Here is a 15984-nt window from a genome sequence, read left to right as displayed (position 1 = left end):
CACGGACACCCGAGCCGGCCCGCCGGGCAGGGCGGGCCGGAGCCGGTGGGGATGCCCGGGCTGCGGCGCTCTGAGGGGCGCGCCGTGCCCCGGCAGCGGCCGGGTCAGGAACCGGCGGAGGGAGAGCGCGGCGCGGTCCGCAGCGGTGTCGCCAGCGCCGACAGGGCCCGCTCCAGGCCGTACAGGTGTACCAGCGCCGCCGCGGCCGCCCCGCGCTCGTCAGCGGTGTGCGTCCCGGCCGTCTCCCGGCCGCTGCCGACGCCGCTGGCGGTGACGGCCTCCATGGCGGCCTCCACCCGCCAGCAGGCGGCGACCAGGCGGGGATCGTGCGAGGCGACCGGGTCGGCCGCCACCGAGACGAGACCGCGCACCTCGCGGGCACAGTCGTCCAGCAGCGCGATGACCTGACGGGCCCGCGCCTTGCGGGCGCGGAACGGGTTCAGGGGGTGCACGAGCGGGGCGAGTGCCGTCCGCACCCGGCCGAGCAGCAGCTCCAGCTCGGCGGCGTACGGGGCGGGGTCCTTGCCGGGGTCTCCGGCCAGGCGGGCGGCCGCCTCCCGGGTGGCCGCGTGCACGCAGTGCAGCGCGCGCCGGATCCAGGCGTCGTTCGTGGCGTGCGTCGTGACGGGGAGGACGAGCACCACGGCCAGCGCGGCGCACACCGCGCCGACGCCGGTCTCCGCCAGGCGCAGGGCCAGCAGACCGGGCTCCAGCACCCCCAGCAGCCCGTAGAGCGAGCTGACGAGCACCGTCACCGCCAGCGTCATCCAGGAGTAGGAGACCGCGGCGGTGTAGAAGATGCCGAAGACGCAGACGGCGACGAGGACGGCCGTCGGGGCGGGCTCACCGCGCAGCGGGACGGCCACGAGCAGGCCGACGACGATGCCGGTCACGGTGCCCAGCACCCGGCGGAAACCGCGGACCAGCGTCTCACCGCGGGAGACCGTGTTGACGAAGATCCACCAGGCGGCACCGACGGCCCAGTACCAGCGGTCCTCGGAGATGACCTGGCCCGCCAGCAGCGCGAGGGCGCAGGCGACCGTGGCCTGGACCGCCTGCCGGGTCGTGGGCCGCGCCAGCCCCGTGCCGGGCAGGGCGGGCGGAGCCGGAGCGGGCGGCGTGCGGCGTTCGACGCGCCACAGGACGAAGCGCACCGTGCCCGAGGCGAGGAGGCCGAGGGCCATCGCGGCGTACAGCTCGGCGAGCTGCGCGGGCACCGCGCCCAGGAACTGCGCGACGAAGAAGTGCATGAACGCGAAGATCCCCAGGGCGTGCCCCCGGGCGCCCCAGCGCCGCGCGTAGACGCCGCAGAACACGACGCCGACGAACACCGCGTCCCGCGCCAGCGGGAGGCCGTGGAGGGCGGAGGCCAGGGCGAGCGCGGGCACACCCGCCGCGGGGAGCAGCGCCGTGGTGACCCGCTGGGCCCCCACCGTCGCGTCGGTGACGGTGAAGAGAGCGAGAAGCGCGGCCAGACCGCCGACGATCGCGCCCGTCATCGTCAGACCGGACACCCCGGACAGTGCGACCGCCAGCGCCACACCGACGACGGCACGCGACGCGTTGCGCAGCCTGAGGCGTCCCGGGTCCGGGGCTGTCAACATCCTCTTCATGGCGGTGTGCCGCCCCCTGTAGTGATGCACGCCGCCCCGCCGCCGGCCCGGGGTGGTGGGCCGCGCACGGACACGACGAAGGCACCGCGGTCCGGATGCGGCCTCGTCGCCGTCCGGCGCTGCGGCGCCTGGAAGTACACGGATGATCCCCATCGTAACGCAGCGGCAGCGGCGCCGGCCGCCGCCCGGAGGCGGCTCCGGGCGGCGGCCGGCAGGGCGTGTGCCGGGGGCGCTTGAGGCCCAGAGTGCGCGGGTGAAGATCACACAGGCGCGACGGCTGTGACGCGTGGCGCCGTGCGCACGGCTCAGCCCAGGAACGACAGCCGGACCCGGCGCTCGGGGTTGTCCTTGTTGGTGTCGACCAGGCACACCGACTGCCAGGTGCCCAGGGACAGCGTGCCGCCCACGACCGGCAGCGTCGCGTGCGGCGGGACGAAGGCGGGCAGGACGTGGTCGCGGCCGTGGCCGGGGCTTCCGTGGCGGTGGCGCCAGCGGTCGTCGGCGGGCAGCAGGTCGCCGAGGGCGGCCAGCAGGTCGTCGTCGCTCCCGGCCCCGGTCTCCAGGACCGCCACGCCCGCGGTGGCGTGCGGGACGAAGACGTTGAGCAGCCCGTCCCGGCCCTCCGCCACCTCGCCCAGGTAGCGCTCGCACTCCCGGGTGAGGTCGGTGACCGTTTCGGCGGAGCCGGTGGTGACGTCGATGAGGCGGGTGCTGAAGCGTTCACTCATGCCCCCATCCTCCCCAACGGGAGGCGGGAAGCACGGCCGCCGTCCCGTGGTTGCCCCAGGCATGGAGAACGTCGAGGTCCTCGTCGCGGGGGGCGGGCAGGCCGGTCTGGCCGGCGCCTACCACCTGCGGCGGCGGGGGTACGTGCCGCACGAGGAGTTCGTGGTGCTCGACCACGCGCCCGCCGCGGGCGGTGCCTGGCAGCACCGCTGGCCGACCCTCACCTACGGGAGGGTGCACGGCATGCACGCGCTGCCCGGCCTGGAACTGGGCGACGCGGACCCCGCCCGGCCCTCGTCCGAGGTGATCGGCGGGTACTTCGCCCGCTACGAGGAGGCGTTCGCGCTGCCCGTGCGGCGCCCCGTCAGCGTCCGCGCCGTCCGTGACGCCGGTGACGGGCGGCTGCTGGTGGAGACGTCGGCGGGCACCTGGCGCACCCGGGCGCTGATCAACGCCACCGGGACCTGGGAGCGCCCGTTCTGGCCGCGGGTACCCGGGCAGGAGGGCTTTCGCGGCCAGCAGGTGCACACCCGCTGGTATCCGGGCCCCGCCCCGTTCGCCGGCCGGCGTGTCGTGGTGGTGGGCGGCGGTACCTCGGCCGTGCAGCACCTGCTGGAGATCGCCGAGGTGGCCGACGGGACCACGTGGGTCACCCGGCGCCCGCCCCTCTTCCGCGCGGGGCCGTTCGACGAGGAGGCGGGCCGGGCGGCCGTCGCCGCGGTCGAACAGCGGGTGCGCGACGGGCTGCCGCCCCGCTCGGTGGTGTCGGTCACCGGGCTGCCGCTGACGGAGGCGATGGCCCGGGCGGGCGCCGCGGGCGTGCTGGAGCGGCTCCCGCTGTTCGACCGGGTGACGCCCGAGGGGGTGGCCTGGGACGACGGCCGCCGCGTGCGGGCGGATGTGATCGTGTGGGCGACGGGCTTCCGCGCGGCCCTGGACCACCTCGCGCCGCTGCGGCTGCGCGAGGCGGGCGGCGGCATCCGGCTGGCGGGCACGCGGGCGGTGCGCGACCCGCGGGTCCACCTGGTCGGCTACGGGCCGTCGGCCAGCACGATCGGCGCGGGCCGGGCGGGCCGGGCCGCCGTGGCGGAGCTGTCCGCCCTGCTGGGGCGGCCGCGGCCGCGGGACGGCCGGCGGGCCGCGGCCGGTATCGCGGTACCGGGATGAGCACCCGGCCCGGGCCGCCCTAATGTCGTGCCATGACCATGACGTACGGACGTTACTGCGACGAACTCCTCTCCCAGACGCGAGCCCTGTGCGCCGTCCTCACCACCGGCGACCTCTCCGGCAGGGTGCCGACCTGTCCGGACTGGACGCTCGGCGAGCTGGCCACGCACGTCGGCCAGGCCCACCGGTGGATGACACACATCGTGCGCACCCGCGCGACCGCCGAGGTGGCGGAGGCGGACGTGCCGGACATCGCGGGGCCGGGCACCTCCGACGCCGCCGCGCTCACCGCTTGGCTGGGCGAGACCGCGTCGTCGGCCGCGGACGCGCTGCGTGCCGCCGGGCCCGGAACGCCGGTGTGGACGTGGTCGGGTGACCGGCACACGGACTTCTGGGCCCGGCGCATGACGCACGAGACGGCCGTGCACCGGGCGGACGCGTGCGGCGCCGCGGGCATCCCCTTCACGCTCGCCCCGGACGTGGCCGTCGACACGATCGACGAATGGCTGGACATCGTCAGCAGCCCGGAACTCCAGGCGCACGACCCGCGCCTGCGGGAGCTGCGTGAGCGTGCGGGCTGCACTCTGCGCCTGCACGCGACGGACGCGCCGGACGACCTCGGCGCCGAGTGGCTCATCGAGCTGGGCGCCGACGGAATCGGCTGGCGGCGCGGCCACGCGGCGGCGTCCGTGGCGCTGCGCGGCCCGCTCACCGACGTCGCCCTCGCCCTCTGCCGGCGGCTGCCGCCCACCAGCGGCCGCGTCGAGGTGGTGGGCGACGCGGAGCTGCTGGATTACTGGCTGGCGAGGACCAGCTTCGAATGACGCCCTGTTCGTGCGGAAGTCACTGACACGACCTGCGCGCTCGGGAGGATGAAGCGGCAGGCCCGCCGCGGGCGGGGGCGTCTCCCTACGGTCCCGGCGGTGACCACCCCACCGGCGCGGTGCTGTGCTGAGACCTCTGGCGGCCGGCGGTGGGGAGCTTGAGTACACGTACTCATGTCCTCCTCGCCGCCGCCGGGGATGCTGTGGGGCATGACGACACCGGTGCACCGCGCCACCACGGCCGCGTTCTACGTCCAGTCCATCCTCGCCTTCGGCCTCTCCCTGGCCGCGGTGACCATCGGCGTGGCATACATGCCGATCGGGCCGTGGGAGCGCGGGTTCCTCGCGCTCGGCCTGCTCTTCCTCGTCTCCTCCACGTTCACGCTGGCCAAGTGCGTGCGCGACCGGCAGGAGATACAGGCGGTCACCACGCGCGTGGACCAGGCGCGCATGGAGAAGCTGATCACCGAGCACGACCCGTTCGAGGTGAAGAACCTCTGACCGGACGGGCCCGCCCGCGCGCTCAGCGTCCGGTCACGGCCGCCTCGAAGGCGGCGTGGGCGGTGGCGTCGAACAGCACGAAACGCACCTCGTCGAAACGCCCGGCGTCCTGGGCACGGACGGTGTCCACCGCGATCCGGGCGCCGTCCTCCAGCGGCCAGCGGTACACGCCGGTGGAGATCGCCGGGAAGGCGACCGTGCGCGCGCCGAGCTCCGCGGCGACCTCCAGCGAGGCGCGGTAGCAGGAGGCGAGGAGGCCGGAGCGGTCGTCGGACGCCGACCAGACGGGGCCGACGGTGTGGATCACCCAGCGCGCCGGGAGGCGGCCCGCGGTCGTGGCCACCGCCTGACCGGTGGGCAGGCCCTTGCCGTAGCGCCCGGCGCGCAGGGCGCGGCAGGCGGCGAGGATGTCCGGGCCGCCCGCGCGGTGGATCGCGCCGTCCACACCACCGCCGCCGAGCAGCGAGGAGTTCGCCGCGTTGACCACGGCGTCGACGTGCTGGCCGGTGAGGTCACCGCGTACGAGCGTTACCGTCATGCGGCCATCCTGCCAGCCGGACGCGCTGGAGGCGGGACGGAGCAGTAGCATCCCGTCATGGCCGCACGTTTCAAGGACCTGGCGCTCGACGCCGTCGACCACCAGTCGCTGGCCGACTGGTGGTGCACGGCGCTCGGATACACCCGGCGGCTGCCGCACCCCGGACAGGAGCCCTCGCCGCCCGAGTGGCCGGTCGCCATCCACGACCCCCACGACAGGGGCCCGCTGATCTGGCTGAACCCCGTCGCGGAACCCAAGACGGTCAAGAACCGCATGCACCTGGACGTGTGGGGCGAGCCGGAGGAGCTGCTCGCCCTCGGCGCCACGCTGGTACGGCGCCGGGAGGGGCAGCGGGACTGGGACGTCCTGGCGGACCCGGAGGGCAACGAGTTCTGCGTCTTCACGCCCGATCCGCACGCCGCACCGTCGGTCCCGCTGACCCGCCGGTGAGCGGGAGCGGCCGGCGGAACGCGGCGGAGACGGCACAGGCGCCCGGGGGGACGGTCATCGACACCGTGGCGTGGCTGCACCTGCACGACGGGCGTGTGCTGGCGACACGTTCCGCGGGCAAGCGGCTGTTCTACGTACCGGGCGGCAAGCGGAACCCCGGCGAGAGCGACCTCGACACGCTCGTCCGGGAGGCGGCCGAGGAACTGACGGTCACCCTGGACGCGGACAGCGCCCGGCACTTCGGCACCTACCGGGCGGCGGCCGACGGGCACGGCGTCGGCGTCACCGTGACGATGGCCTGCTACACCGCCGGTTTCCGCGGGACACCCGTCGCCTCCGGGGAGATCGCGGAAGTCGTCTGGCTCTCGTACGCCGACCGGGACCGCACCGCACCGGTGGACCGCCTCCTCTTCGACGACCTGCGGGCTGCCGGGCTGCTGCTGTGATCCGGCGCGCTCAGCCGTCCCCGGCGTCCAGGCCGGCCGCCTCGGCGCGGCGGTCCCGGCGGACGAGCGCGGCGTAGCGCCCGTCCCTGGCCATCAGCTCGCCGTGGGTACCCCGCTCGGCGATCCGGCCGCCGTCCAGGACGACGATCTGGTCGGCCGTGCGGATGGTCGAGAGCCGGTGCGCGATGGTGAGCGTGGTGCGGCCCGTGGCCAGCTTGTCGATGGCCTGCTGGACGGCCTGCTCGGTGCGGGCGTCCAGCGCGGAGGTGGCCTCGTCCAGCAGCAGGACGGGCGGGTCGCGCAGAATGGTGCGCGCGATGGCCAGCCGCTGCTTCTCGCCGCCGGAGAAGCGGTAGCCGCGCTCCCCCACCAGGGTGTCGTAGCCGTCCGGCAGCCCCGCGATGTGCTCGTGGATCTGGGCGGCCTCGGCGGCGGCGCGCAGCTCCTCGTCGGTCGCCCCGGGCTTGGCGAAGCGGAGGTTGTCGGCGACGGTGGCGTGGAAGAGGTACGTCTCCTGGCTGACGACGCCGACCGCACGTGCCAGCGACGCGAAGTCCAGGTCGCGCACGTCCGTGCCGTCGAGGGTGACCCGGCCGCCGGTGACGTCGTACAGCCGCGGCACGAGGTAGCCCAGCGTCGTCTTGCCCGAGCCGGTGGCGCCGACGAGCGCGAGGCTGCTGCCCGCGGGCACGCTCAGGTCGATGCCCTCCAGCGTGGGAGCGGCCGCTCCGGCGTAGGAGAACGAGACGCCCTCGAAGCGGACGTCCCCGCGGGGGGCGGACAGCCGCACCGGCCGCGGCCGTTCGGTGAGGCCGACGCGCAGGTCGAGGTACTCGAAGATGCGCTGGAAGAGGGCCAGCGAAGCCTGGACGTCGACACCCGTGTTCAGCAGCGACACGGCCGGGCGCAGCAGGCCCTGCTGGAGGGTGACGAACGCGACGAGGGTGCCGATGGACAGCGCGGGGCCGCCCACGTGGAGCAGGAGCCCGGCCGACCAGTACAGCAGGGCGGGGATGGCGGCCATGATGGTGCCGATCGTGGCCATGCGCCAGCGGCCGGCCATGCTGGAGCGGATCTCCAGCCCTGCGAGCTTGTGGGACTCGTCGGTGAAGTCGGACGTGAGGGAGCCGCCCCGGCCCATGGTGCGGCCCAGCAGGATGCCGCTGACGGACAGGGACTCGGTGACCATCGCCGCCATGGCGGCCATCTGCCGCTGCCGCTCGGTGGTGATCCGTTTGCGCTCCCGTCCGACGCGGCGGCTGATCCACACGAACAGCGGGAGCAGCGCGAGCGAGACGAGCGTCAGGCGCCAGTCGAGGACGAGCATCGCGGCCAGCGTCGCCACCACCGAGGTGAGGTTGGAGACCAGTGACGTGGCGGTGGAGGTGACCGTGGCCTGCATGCCGCCGATGTCGTTGGCGATCCGCGACTGGACCTCGCCGGTGCGGGTGCTGGTGAAGAAGGCCAGCGGCATCTGCTGGAGCTTCGTGTAGACGCCGGTGCGCAGGTCGTGCATGACCCGCTGCCCCACCGTGGTGGAGATCAGGGTCTGCAGCACGCCGAAGACGCTGGTGAGCACGGCGATGGCGATCATGCCGAGGGCGAGCAGGGTGAGCAGGCCCGTCCGCCGTTCGGGAAGGGCCACGTCGAGGATCTCGCGCAGCAGGAACGGTGAGGCGACCGTGACCACCGAGGCCGCGGCGACGAGCAGGCCGACGAGTGCGAGCCTGGCCCGGTAGGGGAGGAAGAGCCGCAGGATGCGGCCGATCTGCGCCGGCGGGTCGGGGTGGTGCGGGTCCTTGGACGGTGGTGTCCACGAGGGCGCGTCGTGGTGCATGGGCTCCTTCGGTGCAGAGGGACCGGGGACGGGCTCGGTGCGCGCGGCGACCCGCCCGCGACCGGCCCCGGCAATGTTACCCATACTCACAATGAACCTTGTCCTGCTAGCCTCGCGGCATGGTTCCCGCCGATCCCGCGAGCCCGCTGGCCGACCAGCTCATCCGCCTGACCCGCCGCCTGCACCGGGCGCAGCGACGGCACCTGGAACCGTTGGGGCTGACTCCCGCGCAGGCCAGGCTGCTGCGCACCGTCGCGCACTGCGCCTCCCCGCCCCGCATGGGCGACCTGGCGGAGCGGCTCGACGTGGTCCCCCGGGCGGTCACCACACTGGTCGACGGCCTGGAGGCGTGCCGGGCCGTGCGCCGCGTCCCCGATCCGTCCAACCGCCGCGTGACGCGCATCGAGCTGACCGGGAACGGGCGCGAGCTGCTCGTCCGGCTGCGCGCGGCCCGCCGGGAGGCCGCCGAGGAGCTGCTGGCACCGCTGGGTGACGCGCAGCGCGCCCGGCTCAGCGACCTGCTGACGGCTCTCGACACTCCGCATGCCCCCAGGACCGCGCGGTAGGCCCGGGGCGGGGGCGACGAAAACCCGTTGCGCTCCCCCCGCTTCCCGGAAAGCCTGAGCAGGCCGCGGCGCCCCGACCGGCCGCCGGCCGCCACCCCGTGCCGCATCCGAGCAGACCTGGGACGTTATGCGCATCCGCGACCTTCCGTATTCCGATCCGGGCACACCCGACGTACGGTCAGGGCCGCGGCTCCTGTGGTGGCTGGCACGCGGCCAGCTCGGCGGCCAGGCCAAGGCGCTCGCCTGGGGGACGCTGCACATGGCCGCCGTCGCGGCCGTCCCCGTGACCGTGGGACTGGCCGTCCAGGCGGCCGTCGCCCGGTCCGGGGAACGCCTGGTGGCGGCCGGTGCGCTCCTCCTCCTCGCGGGGATCGCCATGACCGTCGGGGACACGATGCTGCACCGCGCCGCCGTCACCAACTGGATCACCGCGGCGGCCCGCACCCAGCAGCTCCTGGCCCGGCACACCGCCGCGCTGGGTGCCGCGCTCACGCGGAGGGTCGCGGCGGGCGAGGTGGTGGCCGTCTCCACGGGGGACATCGAGAAGATCGGGTGGTGCGTGGAGTCGGCCTCCCGCTTCTCCGCGGCCCTGCTGGGCGCGGCCGGGGTGTGCACGGCGCTGTTCTGGTACGAGCCGCGGCTGGGCGCGCTGGTACTGATCGGGGTGCTGGCGCTGGCCGCGACGGTGCTGCCGCTGCTTCCCCGGGCGACGCGCCGGGCCGACGCCCAGCGGGAGAAGGCCGGCCGGGCGACCGAACTGGCCGCCGACACCGTCGCCGGGCTGCGCGTACTGCGCGGCATCGGCGGCGAGGACCTGTTCCTCGACCGGTACCGGCGGGCGTCCCAGGAGGTGCGCCGCGCCTCGGTGCACACGGCGCGCATGTGGGCGGTCATCGAGGCGGTGCAAGTGGCCCTGCCCGGCCTCCTGCTGATCGCCGTCGTCTGGCGCGGCGCCACGCTGGCGATGGACGGGCGGATGGTGGTCGGCGAACTCGTCACCGTGTACGGGGCCGTGCTCTTCCTGCTGTTCCCCCTGCGGCTGTTCCAGGAGTTCGCCATGGCCTGGTCCTTCTCGCGGCCTTCGGCGCAGCGTGCCGCGCGGGTGCTGGCCCTGCGCCGCGAGGCGGCGGACGCGGACGGGCCCCGGGAAGGCGCGGACAGGGCGCCGGGCGCCCCGCTCGCGGGGGACCTGTACGACCCGGCCACCGGACTGCTCGCCGGCACGGGACGGCTCACCGCCGTCGTCAGCGGCGACCCCGACGCGGCGGGCAAGCTCGCCGAACGCCTCGGCGGGCATCCGCCGGACACGGCGGGTGGACCCTCGGTGCTGCTGGGCGGCACGGCTCTCGACACGGTGACGCTGGAGTCGGCGCGGGCGGCCGTCCTCGTCCAGGACAAGGACCCGGTGCTGCTCTCCGGCACACTGCACGAACTGCTGGACGTGCCGCGCTCGGGGGCCGTCTCGTCCCGGCAGGCCCTGGAGGCGGCCCAGTGCTCCGACGTGCTCGACGCGCTGGCGCGGGCCGCGGGCGCTGCGGACTCGGACGACCCGCTGGACATCCGGATCACCGAACGGGGCCGCTCGCTGTCGGGCGGACAGCGCCAGCGGCTCGCGCTCGCCCGGTCCCTGGTGGCTGACCATCCGGTACTGGTGCTGGACGAACCGACATCGGCGGTGGACACCCACACCGAGGCCCGGATCGCCGGGGAGCTGGCGCGGCTGAGGGCGGGGCGGACGACCGTCGTCTTCACCTCCTCCCCCCTCGTCCTGGACCGGGCCGACCAGGTGGCCCTGATGAAGGACGGCGCGGTCAGCGCGGTCGGCACACACCGGGAGCTGCTCCGCGGGAACCGGCTGTACCGGGCCGTCGTCAGCCGGGAGTCCGCCGAAGCGGCGCCCGGCGAGGCGGCGGGAGAGCGTGTGGAAGAAAGGGAGACGGCATGATCGGCATGGCCCCGCCGGCCTACGACCCGGCCACCGACGAGACGGCCGCGAACCTCCCGGTCGCCTCGTCGGCGACCGTCCGCTCCTACGTGCGGGACCTGGCCGGGCGGCACCGCCGGGCCTTCGCCGTCCTGATCACCGTGCACGCCGTCGCCGTCGTCGCCTCGATGGTGGGGCCCTACCTGCTCGGCGGCCTGGTGGAGGACCTGTCCCGGGGGGTACGCGACGTGCCGCTGACGGAAGTCCTGCTCGCGTTCGCCGCGGCGCTGGCCGTGCAGACCTTCTTCGTCCGCCAGGTGCGGCTGCGCGGCGCCGTGCTGGGCGAGGAGATGCTCGCCGACCTGCGCGAGGACTTCCTCGTGCGGTCGGTGCGGCTGCCGCCCGGGGTGCTGGAGCGTGCGGGCACCGGCGATCTCCTCGCCCGCATCACCACCGACGTCGACCGGCTGGCCAACGGGATGCGCGAGGCCGTGCCGCAGTTGCTGATCGGCGTCGTGTGGGCGGGCCTGCTGCTGGGCGCGCTCGCGGTGACCGCTCCCCCGCTGGCGGCCGCCGCCCTCGTCGCCGCCCCGCTGCTCTACCTCGGGTGCCGCTGGTACTACCGCAGGGCGCCGGGCGCCTACCGTTCGGAGGCCGCCGGCTACGCTTCGGTGGCCGCCGCGCTGGCCGAGACGGTGGACGCGGGCCGCACGGTGGAGGCGCACCGGCTCGGCGCGCGCCGTGTGGCGCTCTCGGAGCGGCGCATCCGCGAGTGGACGGCCTGGGAGCGGTACACGCTGTGGCTGCGCACCGTGCTCTTCCCCGTCGTCAACGCCACCCATCTGCTGATCCTGGGAGCCGTACTGCTGTGCGGCGGCGCGTTCGTCCTCAAGGGGTGGCTCACCGTGGGGCAGCTGACCACCGGGGCGCTGCTGGCCCAGATGCTCGTCGAACCGGTCGGGCTCATCCTGCGCTGGTACGACGAGCTTCAGGCGGCTCAGGTCTCGCTGGCCCGGCTGGTGGGGGTCCGGGAGATCGAACCGGAGTCCGGGGACGGCGGCGTCGCGCCCCGGGGACGGGACCTGCACGCGGACGCCGTCCGGTTCGGCTACCTGGAGGGCGCGGACGTGCTGCACGGCGTCACGCTCGCCGTCCGCCCCGGCGCCCGGGTGGCCCTGGTGGGCCCCTCCGGCGCGGGGAAGTCCACCCTCGGCCGGCTCCTGGCCGGTATCTACGCCCCGCGCCGGGGCTCGGTCACCCTCGGGGAAGCCGAGCTGGGCCGGATGCCGGCCGAGCAGGTGCGCACGCACGTGGCGCTCGTCAACCAGGAGCACCACGTCTTCGTCGGCTCGCTGCGCGACAACCTGCTGCTGGCGCACACCGGTGCCACCGACACCCAGCTGTGGGCGGCCCTCGGCGCGGTGGACGCCGAGGGCTGGGCCCGGAAGCTGCCCGAGGGGCTGGACAGCGACGTCGGGTCCGGCGGCCTGGTCATCACCCCGGCGCAGGCACAGCAGATCGCGCTGGCCCGGCTGGTCCTGGCCGATCCGCACACCCTGGTGCTGGACGAGGCCACCTCGCTGCTGGACCCGCGCGCCGCACGGCACCTGGAGCGTTCGCTGGCCGGAGTGCTGGACGGCCGGACGGTCATCGCGATCGCCCACCGGCTGCACACGGCCCACGACGCGGACGTGATCGCCGTCGTGGAGGACGGCCGGATCAGTGAACTGGGCAGCCACGCGGAGCTGGTCGCCGCGGGCGGCACCTACGCCGCCCTGTGGGACTCCTGGCACGGCCAGACCCCGTCCGGCGGGCCGCCGGGGCACAGCGCCCCGGCGGCTCAGCCGAAGAACCCCAGCGCGTAGCAGCCGCCGGCGGTCCCCGCCAGTCCGAAGGCGGGCATCAGCACCTTGTGCTCCACCCAGTGCCCGGCCCGGAACCGCATGAACCGGGGGGTGCCCACCGGGTACCACCGCTTGTTGCCGATGGGCACCGGCCACAGCACGGGGCACCCGGAGATCGTGAGGGCGTCGCCGATGGTGTGGACCACGGAGCCGACCACGATCGGCAGGCCGAGCCACAGGTACTCCTGGCCCTCCCCGGCGAACAGCCAGTTCGCGCCGTAGCCCGGCTGGTCCATGATGCCGGCCAGTATCCACGCGCCGGCGGCACCGAGCAGCCAGACGAGCACGTCGCTGGAGACCCGGGCGGCCCGCCACAGCAGCCCCTCGACCGCGAGCACCATGTGCACGAAGAGGATGGCCAGCACGGCCCAGCGTCCGCCGGCCGAGGCCGCGGCCGAGAAGCCCGCGCCGACGAGCACCGCCCAGACCCACGTGTGCGTCAGCGTGCGGTGGCCGCCGCTGCGTTTGCGCTCCCCCGCGCCCCGGGTCGCGTTGAAGACGACCGTGGCCAGCTTGTCGATGAGTATGGCCAGGGACCGCGACAGCGGCCCGAAGGCCCGCGATATCGTGGCCGACTTCTGGTCCAGGTCGGGAGCGAGGGCGGCGCCCGCGCAGATCAGCGTGCCCGCCAGCAGCACCGGCCACGGCATCGGCTCGCCCAGTGCGTAGAAGGCGGCTCCCACGCCGAGCCACGCCGTTGCACCCGACAGTGAGTGCGCCGGTCCCATCATGTCTGTCCCACCCCATCGCTGTGCCGTGCGCGGCCGCCGTGCGGCGCGCCGCCGCCGTGCCGACCCCTGTGCCGTCCGGCGTGCCGGGGCGGTGGTGGCGCGGGACAGCGTAGTGCCCGGTGATCTTGACCCCGCCGCCGGTTCCGTGGATCGGGGTGCGGACAGGCAGTATGGGGGCGTGACCCTTATCGATCAGCTGCCGCAGGACGCCGACCCCGATGCCCTCTTCGACGCCTTCTCCTCGTGGAGCGAGGAGCGGGGCATCACCCTCTACCCCGCCCAGGAGGAGGCGCTGATCGAGGTGGTCTCGGGTGCCAACGTGATCCTGTCCACCCCGACCGGGTCCGGGAAGTCCCTGGTGGCGGCCGGCGCGCACTTCGCCGCGCTGGCGCGGGACGAGGTCACCTTCTACACCGCGCCGATCAAGGCGCTGGTGTCGGAGAAGTTCTTCGACCTGTGCAAGCTGCTCGGCACGGAGAACGTCGGCATGCTCACCGGGGACGCCTCGGTCAACGCGGACGCCCCGGTCATCTGCTGCACCGCGGAGGTGCTGGCCTCGATCGCGCTGCGGGACGGCAGGAACGCGGACGTCGGCCAGGTGGTGATGGACGAGTTCCACTTCTACGCCGAGCCGGACCGGGGCTGGGCGTGGCAGATCCCGCTGCTGGAGCTGCCGCAGGCGCAGTTCGTGCTGATGTCGGCGACGCTCGGCGACGTCTCCCGGTTCGAGGAGGACCTGACCCGCAGGACGGGAAGGGCGACCGCGGTCGTCCGCTCCGCCACGCGCCCGGTGCCGCTCAGCTACGAGTACCGCACCACCGGCCTGACCGAGACGCTGACGGAGCTGCTGGAGACCCGGCAGGCGCCGGTGTACATCGTGCACTTCACCCAGGCGCAGGCCGTCGAGCGGGCCCAGGCCCTGATGAGCATCAACATGTGCACCCGGGCGGAGAAGGACGAGATCGCCGCCGTCATCGGCAACTTCCGCTTCACCACCCGGTTCGGCCGCAACCTCTCGCGCTACGTCCGGCACGGCATCGGCGTGCACCACGCGGGCATGCTGCCCAAGTACCGGCGGCTGGTGGAGCGGCTGGCCCAGGCCGGGCTGCTGAAGGTGATCTGTGGTACCGACACCCTCGGGGTCGGGGTGAACGTGCCCATCCGCACGGTGCTGTTCACCGCGCTGGCCAAGTACGACGGGAACCGGGTCCGCGTGCTGCGGGCCCGCGAGTTCCACCAGATCGCGGGACGCGCGGGCCGGGCGGGCTTCGACACCTCCGGCTTCGTGGTGGCCCAGGCGCCGGAGCACGTCGTCGAGAACGAGAAGGCGCTGGCCAAAGCGGGCGACGATCCCAAGAAGCGGCGCAAGGTGGTGCGCAAGAAGGCTCCGGAGGGTTTCGTGAGCTGGAACCAGAACACCTTCGAGAAGCTCATCGCCTCCGATCCGGAGCCGCTGACCTCCCGTTTCCGGGTGACGCACGCCATGCTGCTGTCGGTGATCGCCCGCCCGGGCGACGCCTTCGCCGCCATGCGGCACCTGCTGGAGGACAACCACGAGGACCGGCGGGCCCAGTTGCGGCACATCCGGCGCACCATCGCCATCTACCGCTCGCTGCTGGACGCCGGCGTGGTGGAGCAGCTCGACGAGCCGGACGCCCAGGGCCGTACCATCCGGCTGACGGTCGACCTGCAGGAGAACTTCGCCCTCAACCAGCCGCTGTCCACCTTCGCCCTGGCCGCGTTCGACCTGCTGGAGCCGGACTCCCCCTCCTACGCGCTGGACATGGTCTCGGTCGTGGAGTCCACGCTGGACGACCCCCGGCAGATCCTCGCGGCGCAGCAGAACAAGGCCAAGGGCGAGGCCGTCGCCGCGATGAAGGCCGAGGGGGTGGAGTACGAGGACCGCATGGAACGGCTGATGGACATCAGCCACCCCAAGCCGCTGGAGGAGCTGCTGCTGCACGCCTACGGGCTCTACCGCTCCTCGCACCCGTGGGTCGGTGACCACCCGGTCTCCCCCAAGTCGGTGATCCGGGACATGTACGAGCGGGCCATGACGTTCGCCGAGTTCACGTCCTTCTACGAGCTGGCCCGCACCGAGGGCATCGTGCTGCGCTACCTGGCCGGCGCCTACAAGGCGCTCCAGCACACCGTGCCGGACGACCTGAAGTCCGAGGACTTCCAGGACATCGTCGAGTGGCTGGGCGAGATGGTGCGGCAGGTGGACTCCAGCCTGCTCGACGAGTGGGAGCAGTTGGCGAACCCGGCCGAGGAGAGCGCCGGGCAGGCGCAGGAACGCGCCGACCACGTCAGGCCCGTCACCGCCAACGCCCGCGCCTTCCGCGTCCTGGTGCGCAACGCGCTGTTCCGCCGGGTGGAACTCGCCGCGCTGGACAAGGTGGAGGAACTGGGCGAGCTGGACGGCGACGAGGGCTGGGACGCGGACGCGTGGGCCGCGGCGCTGGACGCCTACTTCGAGGAGTACGACGAGCTGGGCACCGGCCCGGATGCCCGCGGGCCGAAGCTGCTGCGGATCGAGGAGGTGCCCGAGGACGGCCTGTGGCGCGTCCGGCAGACCTTCGCCGACCCGCGGGGCGACCACGACTGGGGCATCTCGGCGGAGATCGACCTGACCGCGTCCGACGCGGAGGGACGCGCGGTGGTCAAGGTCACCGGCGTGGGCCCGCTGTGACCCGCGCCCCCGCGGGCCGTGCGTCCGTGACAGGCTTCCGGGCGCGACCGTGACGAGGAAGGACC

At 74.3% G+C, this 15984-nt stretch carries 13 protein-coding genes and 1 pseudogene; 9 read left to right on the top strand and 5 right to left on the bottom strand.

Going from position 1 to position 15984, the window contains the following annotated elements:
- Window positions 1–104 precede the first annotated feature (104 nt).
- Together V1J52_RS03400 and V1J52_RS03395 are read right to left on the bottom strand one after the other, a co-directional pair.
- The gene (locus tag V1J52_RS03400) at window positions 105–1604 is read right to left on the bottom strand and encodes an FUSC family protein (protein WP_330138010.1); all 1500 of its coding nucleotides are present in this window, start codon (window positions 1602–1604) and stop codon (window positions 105–107) included.
- A gap of 314 nt (window positions 1605–1918) precedes the next feature.
- Window positions 1919–2341 (bottom strand): YjbQ family protein, encoded by a 423-nt coding sequence (locus V1J52_RS03395; protein ID WP_330138009.1) that lies wholly within the window; start codon window positions 2339–2341, stop codon window positions 1919–1921.
- A gap of 61 nt (window positions 2342–2402) precedes the next feature.
- Here V1J52_RS03395 and V1J52_RS03390 point away from each other — a divergent pair, with 61 nt between their 5' ends.
- The 3 genes from V1J52_RS03390 to V1J52_RS03380 all read left to right on the top strand — a co-directional run bounded on the left by V1J52_RS03390 (window position 2403) and on the right by V1J52_RS03380 (window position 4831).
- Window positions 2403–3506 carry an NAD(P)-binding domain-containing protein gene (locus tag V1J52_RS03390; protein WP_330138008.1) on the top strand — a complete coding sequence of 368 codons (1104 nt, stop codon included), beginning with the start codon at window positions 2403–2405 and terminating at the stop codon, window positions 3504–3506.
- Window positions 3507–3538: 32 nt separating this feature from the next.
- Window positions 3539–4330: a maleylpyruvate isomerase family mycothiol-dependent enzyme gene (locus tag V1J52_RS03385; RefSeq protein WP_330138007.1), complete on the top strand. Its 792-nt coding sequence runs from the start codon at window positions 3539–3541 to the stop codon at window positions 4328–4330.
- A 210-nt stretch (window positions 4331–4540) separates the two neighbouring features.
- Window positions 4541–4831, top strand: a complete 291-nt coding sequence (locus V1J52_RS03380; RefSeq protein ID WP_330138006.1) for a YiaA/YiaB family inner membrane protein — start codon at window positions 4541–4543, stop codon at window positions 4829–4831.
- Between the two features lie 22 nt (window positions 4832–4853).
- On the opposite strand, the gene V1J52_RS03375 is transcribed toward V1J52_RS03380, so the two are convergent.
- The gene (locus V1J52_RS03375; RefSeq protein ID WP_330138005.1) at window positions 4854–5369 is read right to left on the bottom strand and encodes an O-acetyl-ADP-ribose deacetylase; all 516 of its coding nucleotides are present in this window, start codon (window positions 5367–5369) and stop codon (window positions 4854–4856) included.
- 57 nt (window positions 5370–5426) lie between these two features.
- Between V1J52_RS03375 and V1J52_RS03370 the strand changes: the two genes are divergently transcribed.
- Both V1J52_RS03370 and V1J52_RS03365 read left to right on the top strand, forming a co-directional pair.
- Window positions 5427–5819, top strand: coding sequence for a VOC family protein (locus V1J52_RS03370; RefSeq protein WP_330138004.1), 393 nt, complete (start codon window positions 5427–5429; stop codon window positions 5817–5819).
- Window positions 5816–6265, top strand: a complete 450-nt coding sequence (locus V1J52_RS03365) for an NUDIX hydrolase (protein ID WP_330138003.1) — start codon at window positions 5816–5818, stop codon at window positions 6263–6265. The genes V1J52_RS03370 and V1J52_RS03365 overlap by 4 nt, the downstream gene beginning before the upstream one ends.
- 10 nt (window positions 6266–6275) lie before the next feature.
- Here the strand turns inward: V1J52_RS03365 and V1J52_RS03360 are convergent, their stop codons facing one another.
- Complete coding sequence (locus V1J52_RS03360; protein ID WP_330138002.1) at window positions 6276–8102, bottom strand: ABC transporter ATP-binding protein; 1827 nt, start codon at window positions 8100–8102, stop codon at window positions 6276–6278.
- Window positions 8103–8221: 119 nt separating this feature from the next.
- Here V1J52_RS03360 and V1J52_RS03355 point away from each other — a divergent pair, with 119 nt between their 5' ends.
- From V1J52_RS03355 to V1J52_RS03345, 3 genes and pseudogenes are all read left to right on the top strand, one after another.
- The gene (locus V1J52_RS03355) at window positions 8222–8668 is read left to right on the top strand and encodes a MarR family winged helix-turn-helix transcriptional regulator (RefSeq protein WP_330138001.1); all 447 of its coding nucleotides are present in this window, start codon (window positions 8222–8224) and stop codon (window positions 8666–8668) included.
- Window positions 8669–8795: 127 nt separating this feature from the next.
- Window positions 8796–10613, top strand: a complete 1818-nt coding sequence (locus V1J52_RS03350) for an ABC transporter transmembrane domain-containing protein (protein WP_330138000.1) — start codon at window positions 8796–8798, stop codon at window positions 10611–10613.
- Window positions 10610–12388, top strand: a pseudogene (locus V1J52_RS03345) (ABC transporter ATP-binding protein); the annotation flags it as partial. The gene V1J52_RS03350 and the pseudogene V1J52_RS03345, both read left to right, overlap by 4 nt.
- 44 nt (window positions 12389–12432) lie before the next feature.
- Here the strand turns inward: V1J52_RS03345 and V1J52_RS03340 are convergent.
- Window positions 12433–13227: a metal-dependent hydrolase gene (locus V1J52_RS03340; RefSeq protein ID WP_330137999.1), complete on the bottom strand. Its 795-nt coding sequence runs from the start codon at window positions 13225–13227 to the stop codon at window positions 12433–12435.
- 178 nt (window positions 13228–13405) lie between these two features.
- Between V1J52_RS03340 and V1J52_RS03335 the strand changes: the two genes are divergently transcribed.
- Window positions 13406–15919, top strand: coding sequence for a DEAD/DEAH box helicase (locus V1J52_RS03335; protein ID WP_330137998.1), 2514 nt, complete (start codon window positions 13406–13408; stop codon window positions 15917–15919).
- The last annotated feature ends 65 nt before the right edge of the window (window positions 15920–15984 follow it).

It is taken from the genome of Streptomyces solitudinis (assembly GCF_036323765.1).
Taxonomy (GTDB): domain Bacteria; phylum Actinomycetota; class Actinomycetes; order Streptomycetales; family Streptomycetaceae; genus Streptomyces.
This window is presented reverse-complemented; position numbering and strand designations above follow the sequence as displayed.

What these genes read in the sequence shown, in the direction of transcription:
- V1J52_RS03390 (WP_330138008.1), top strand. Translation starts at nt 2,403, where the DNA reads ATGGAGAACGTCGAGGTCCTCGTCGCGGGGGGCGGGCAGGCCGGTCTG.
- V1J52_RS03380 (WP_330138006.1), top strand. Translation starts at nt 4,541, where the DNA reads ATGACGACACCGGTGCACCGCGCCACCACGGCCGCGTTCTACGTCCAG.
- V1J52_RS03350 (WP_330138000.1), top strand. Translation starts at nt 8,796, where the DNA reads ATGCGCATCCGCGACCTTCCGTATTCCGATCCGGGCACACCCGACGTA.
- V1J52_RS03340 (WP_330137999.1), bottom strand. Translation starts at nt 13,227, where the DNA reads ATGATGGGACCGGCGCACTCACTGTCGGGTGCAACGGCGTGGCTCGGC.
- V1J52_RS03385 (WP_330138007.1), top strand. Translation starts at nt 3,539, where the DNA reads ATGACCATGACGTACGGACGTTACTGCGACGAACTCCTCTCCCAGACG.
- V1J52_RS03375 (WP_330138005.1), bottom strand. Translation starts at nt 5,369, where the DNA reads ATGACGGTAACGCTCGTACGCGGTGACCTCACCGGCCAGCACGTCGAC.
- V1J52_RS03360 (WP_330138002.1), bottom strand. Translation starts at nt 8,102, where the DNA reads ATGCACCACGACGCGCCCTCGTGGACACCACCGTCCAAGGACCCGCAC.
- V1J52_RS03355 (WP_330138001.1), top strand. Translation starts at nt 8,222, where the DNA reads ATGGTTCCCGCCGATCCCGCGAGCCCGCTGGCCGACCAGCTCATCCGC.
- V1J52_RS03395 (WP_330138009.1), bottom strand. Translation starts at nt 2,341, where the DNA reads ATGAGTGAACGCTTCAGCACCCGCCTCATCGACGTCACCACCGGCTCC.
- V1J52_RS03370 (WP_330138004.1), top strand. Translation starts at nt 5,427, where the DNA reads ATGGCCGCACGTTTCAAGGACCTGGCGCTCGACGCCGTCGACCACCAG.
- V1J52_RS03400 (WP_330138010.1), bottom strand. Translation starts at nt 1,604, where the DNA reads ATGTTGACAGCCCCGGACCCGGGACGCCTCAGGCTGCGCAACGCGTCG.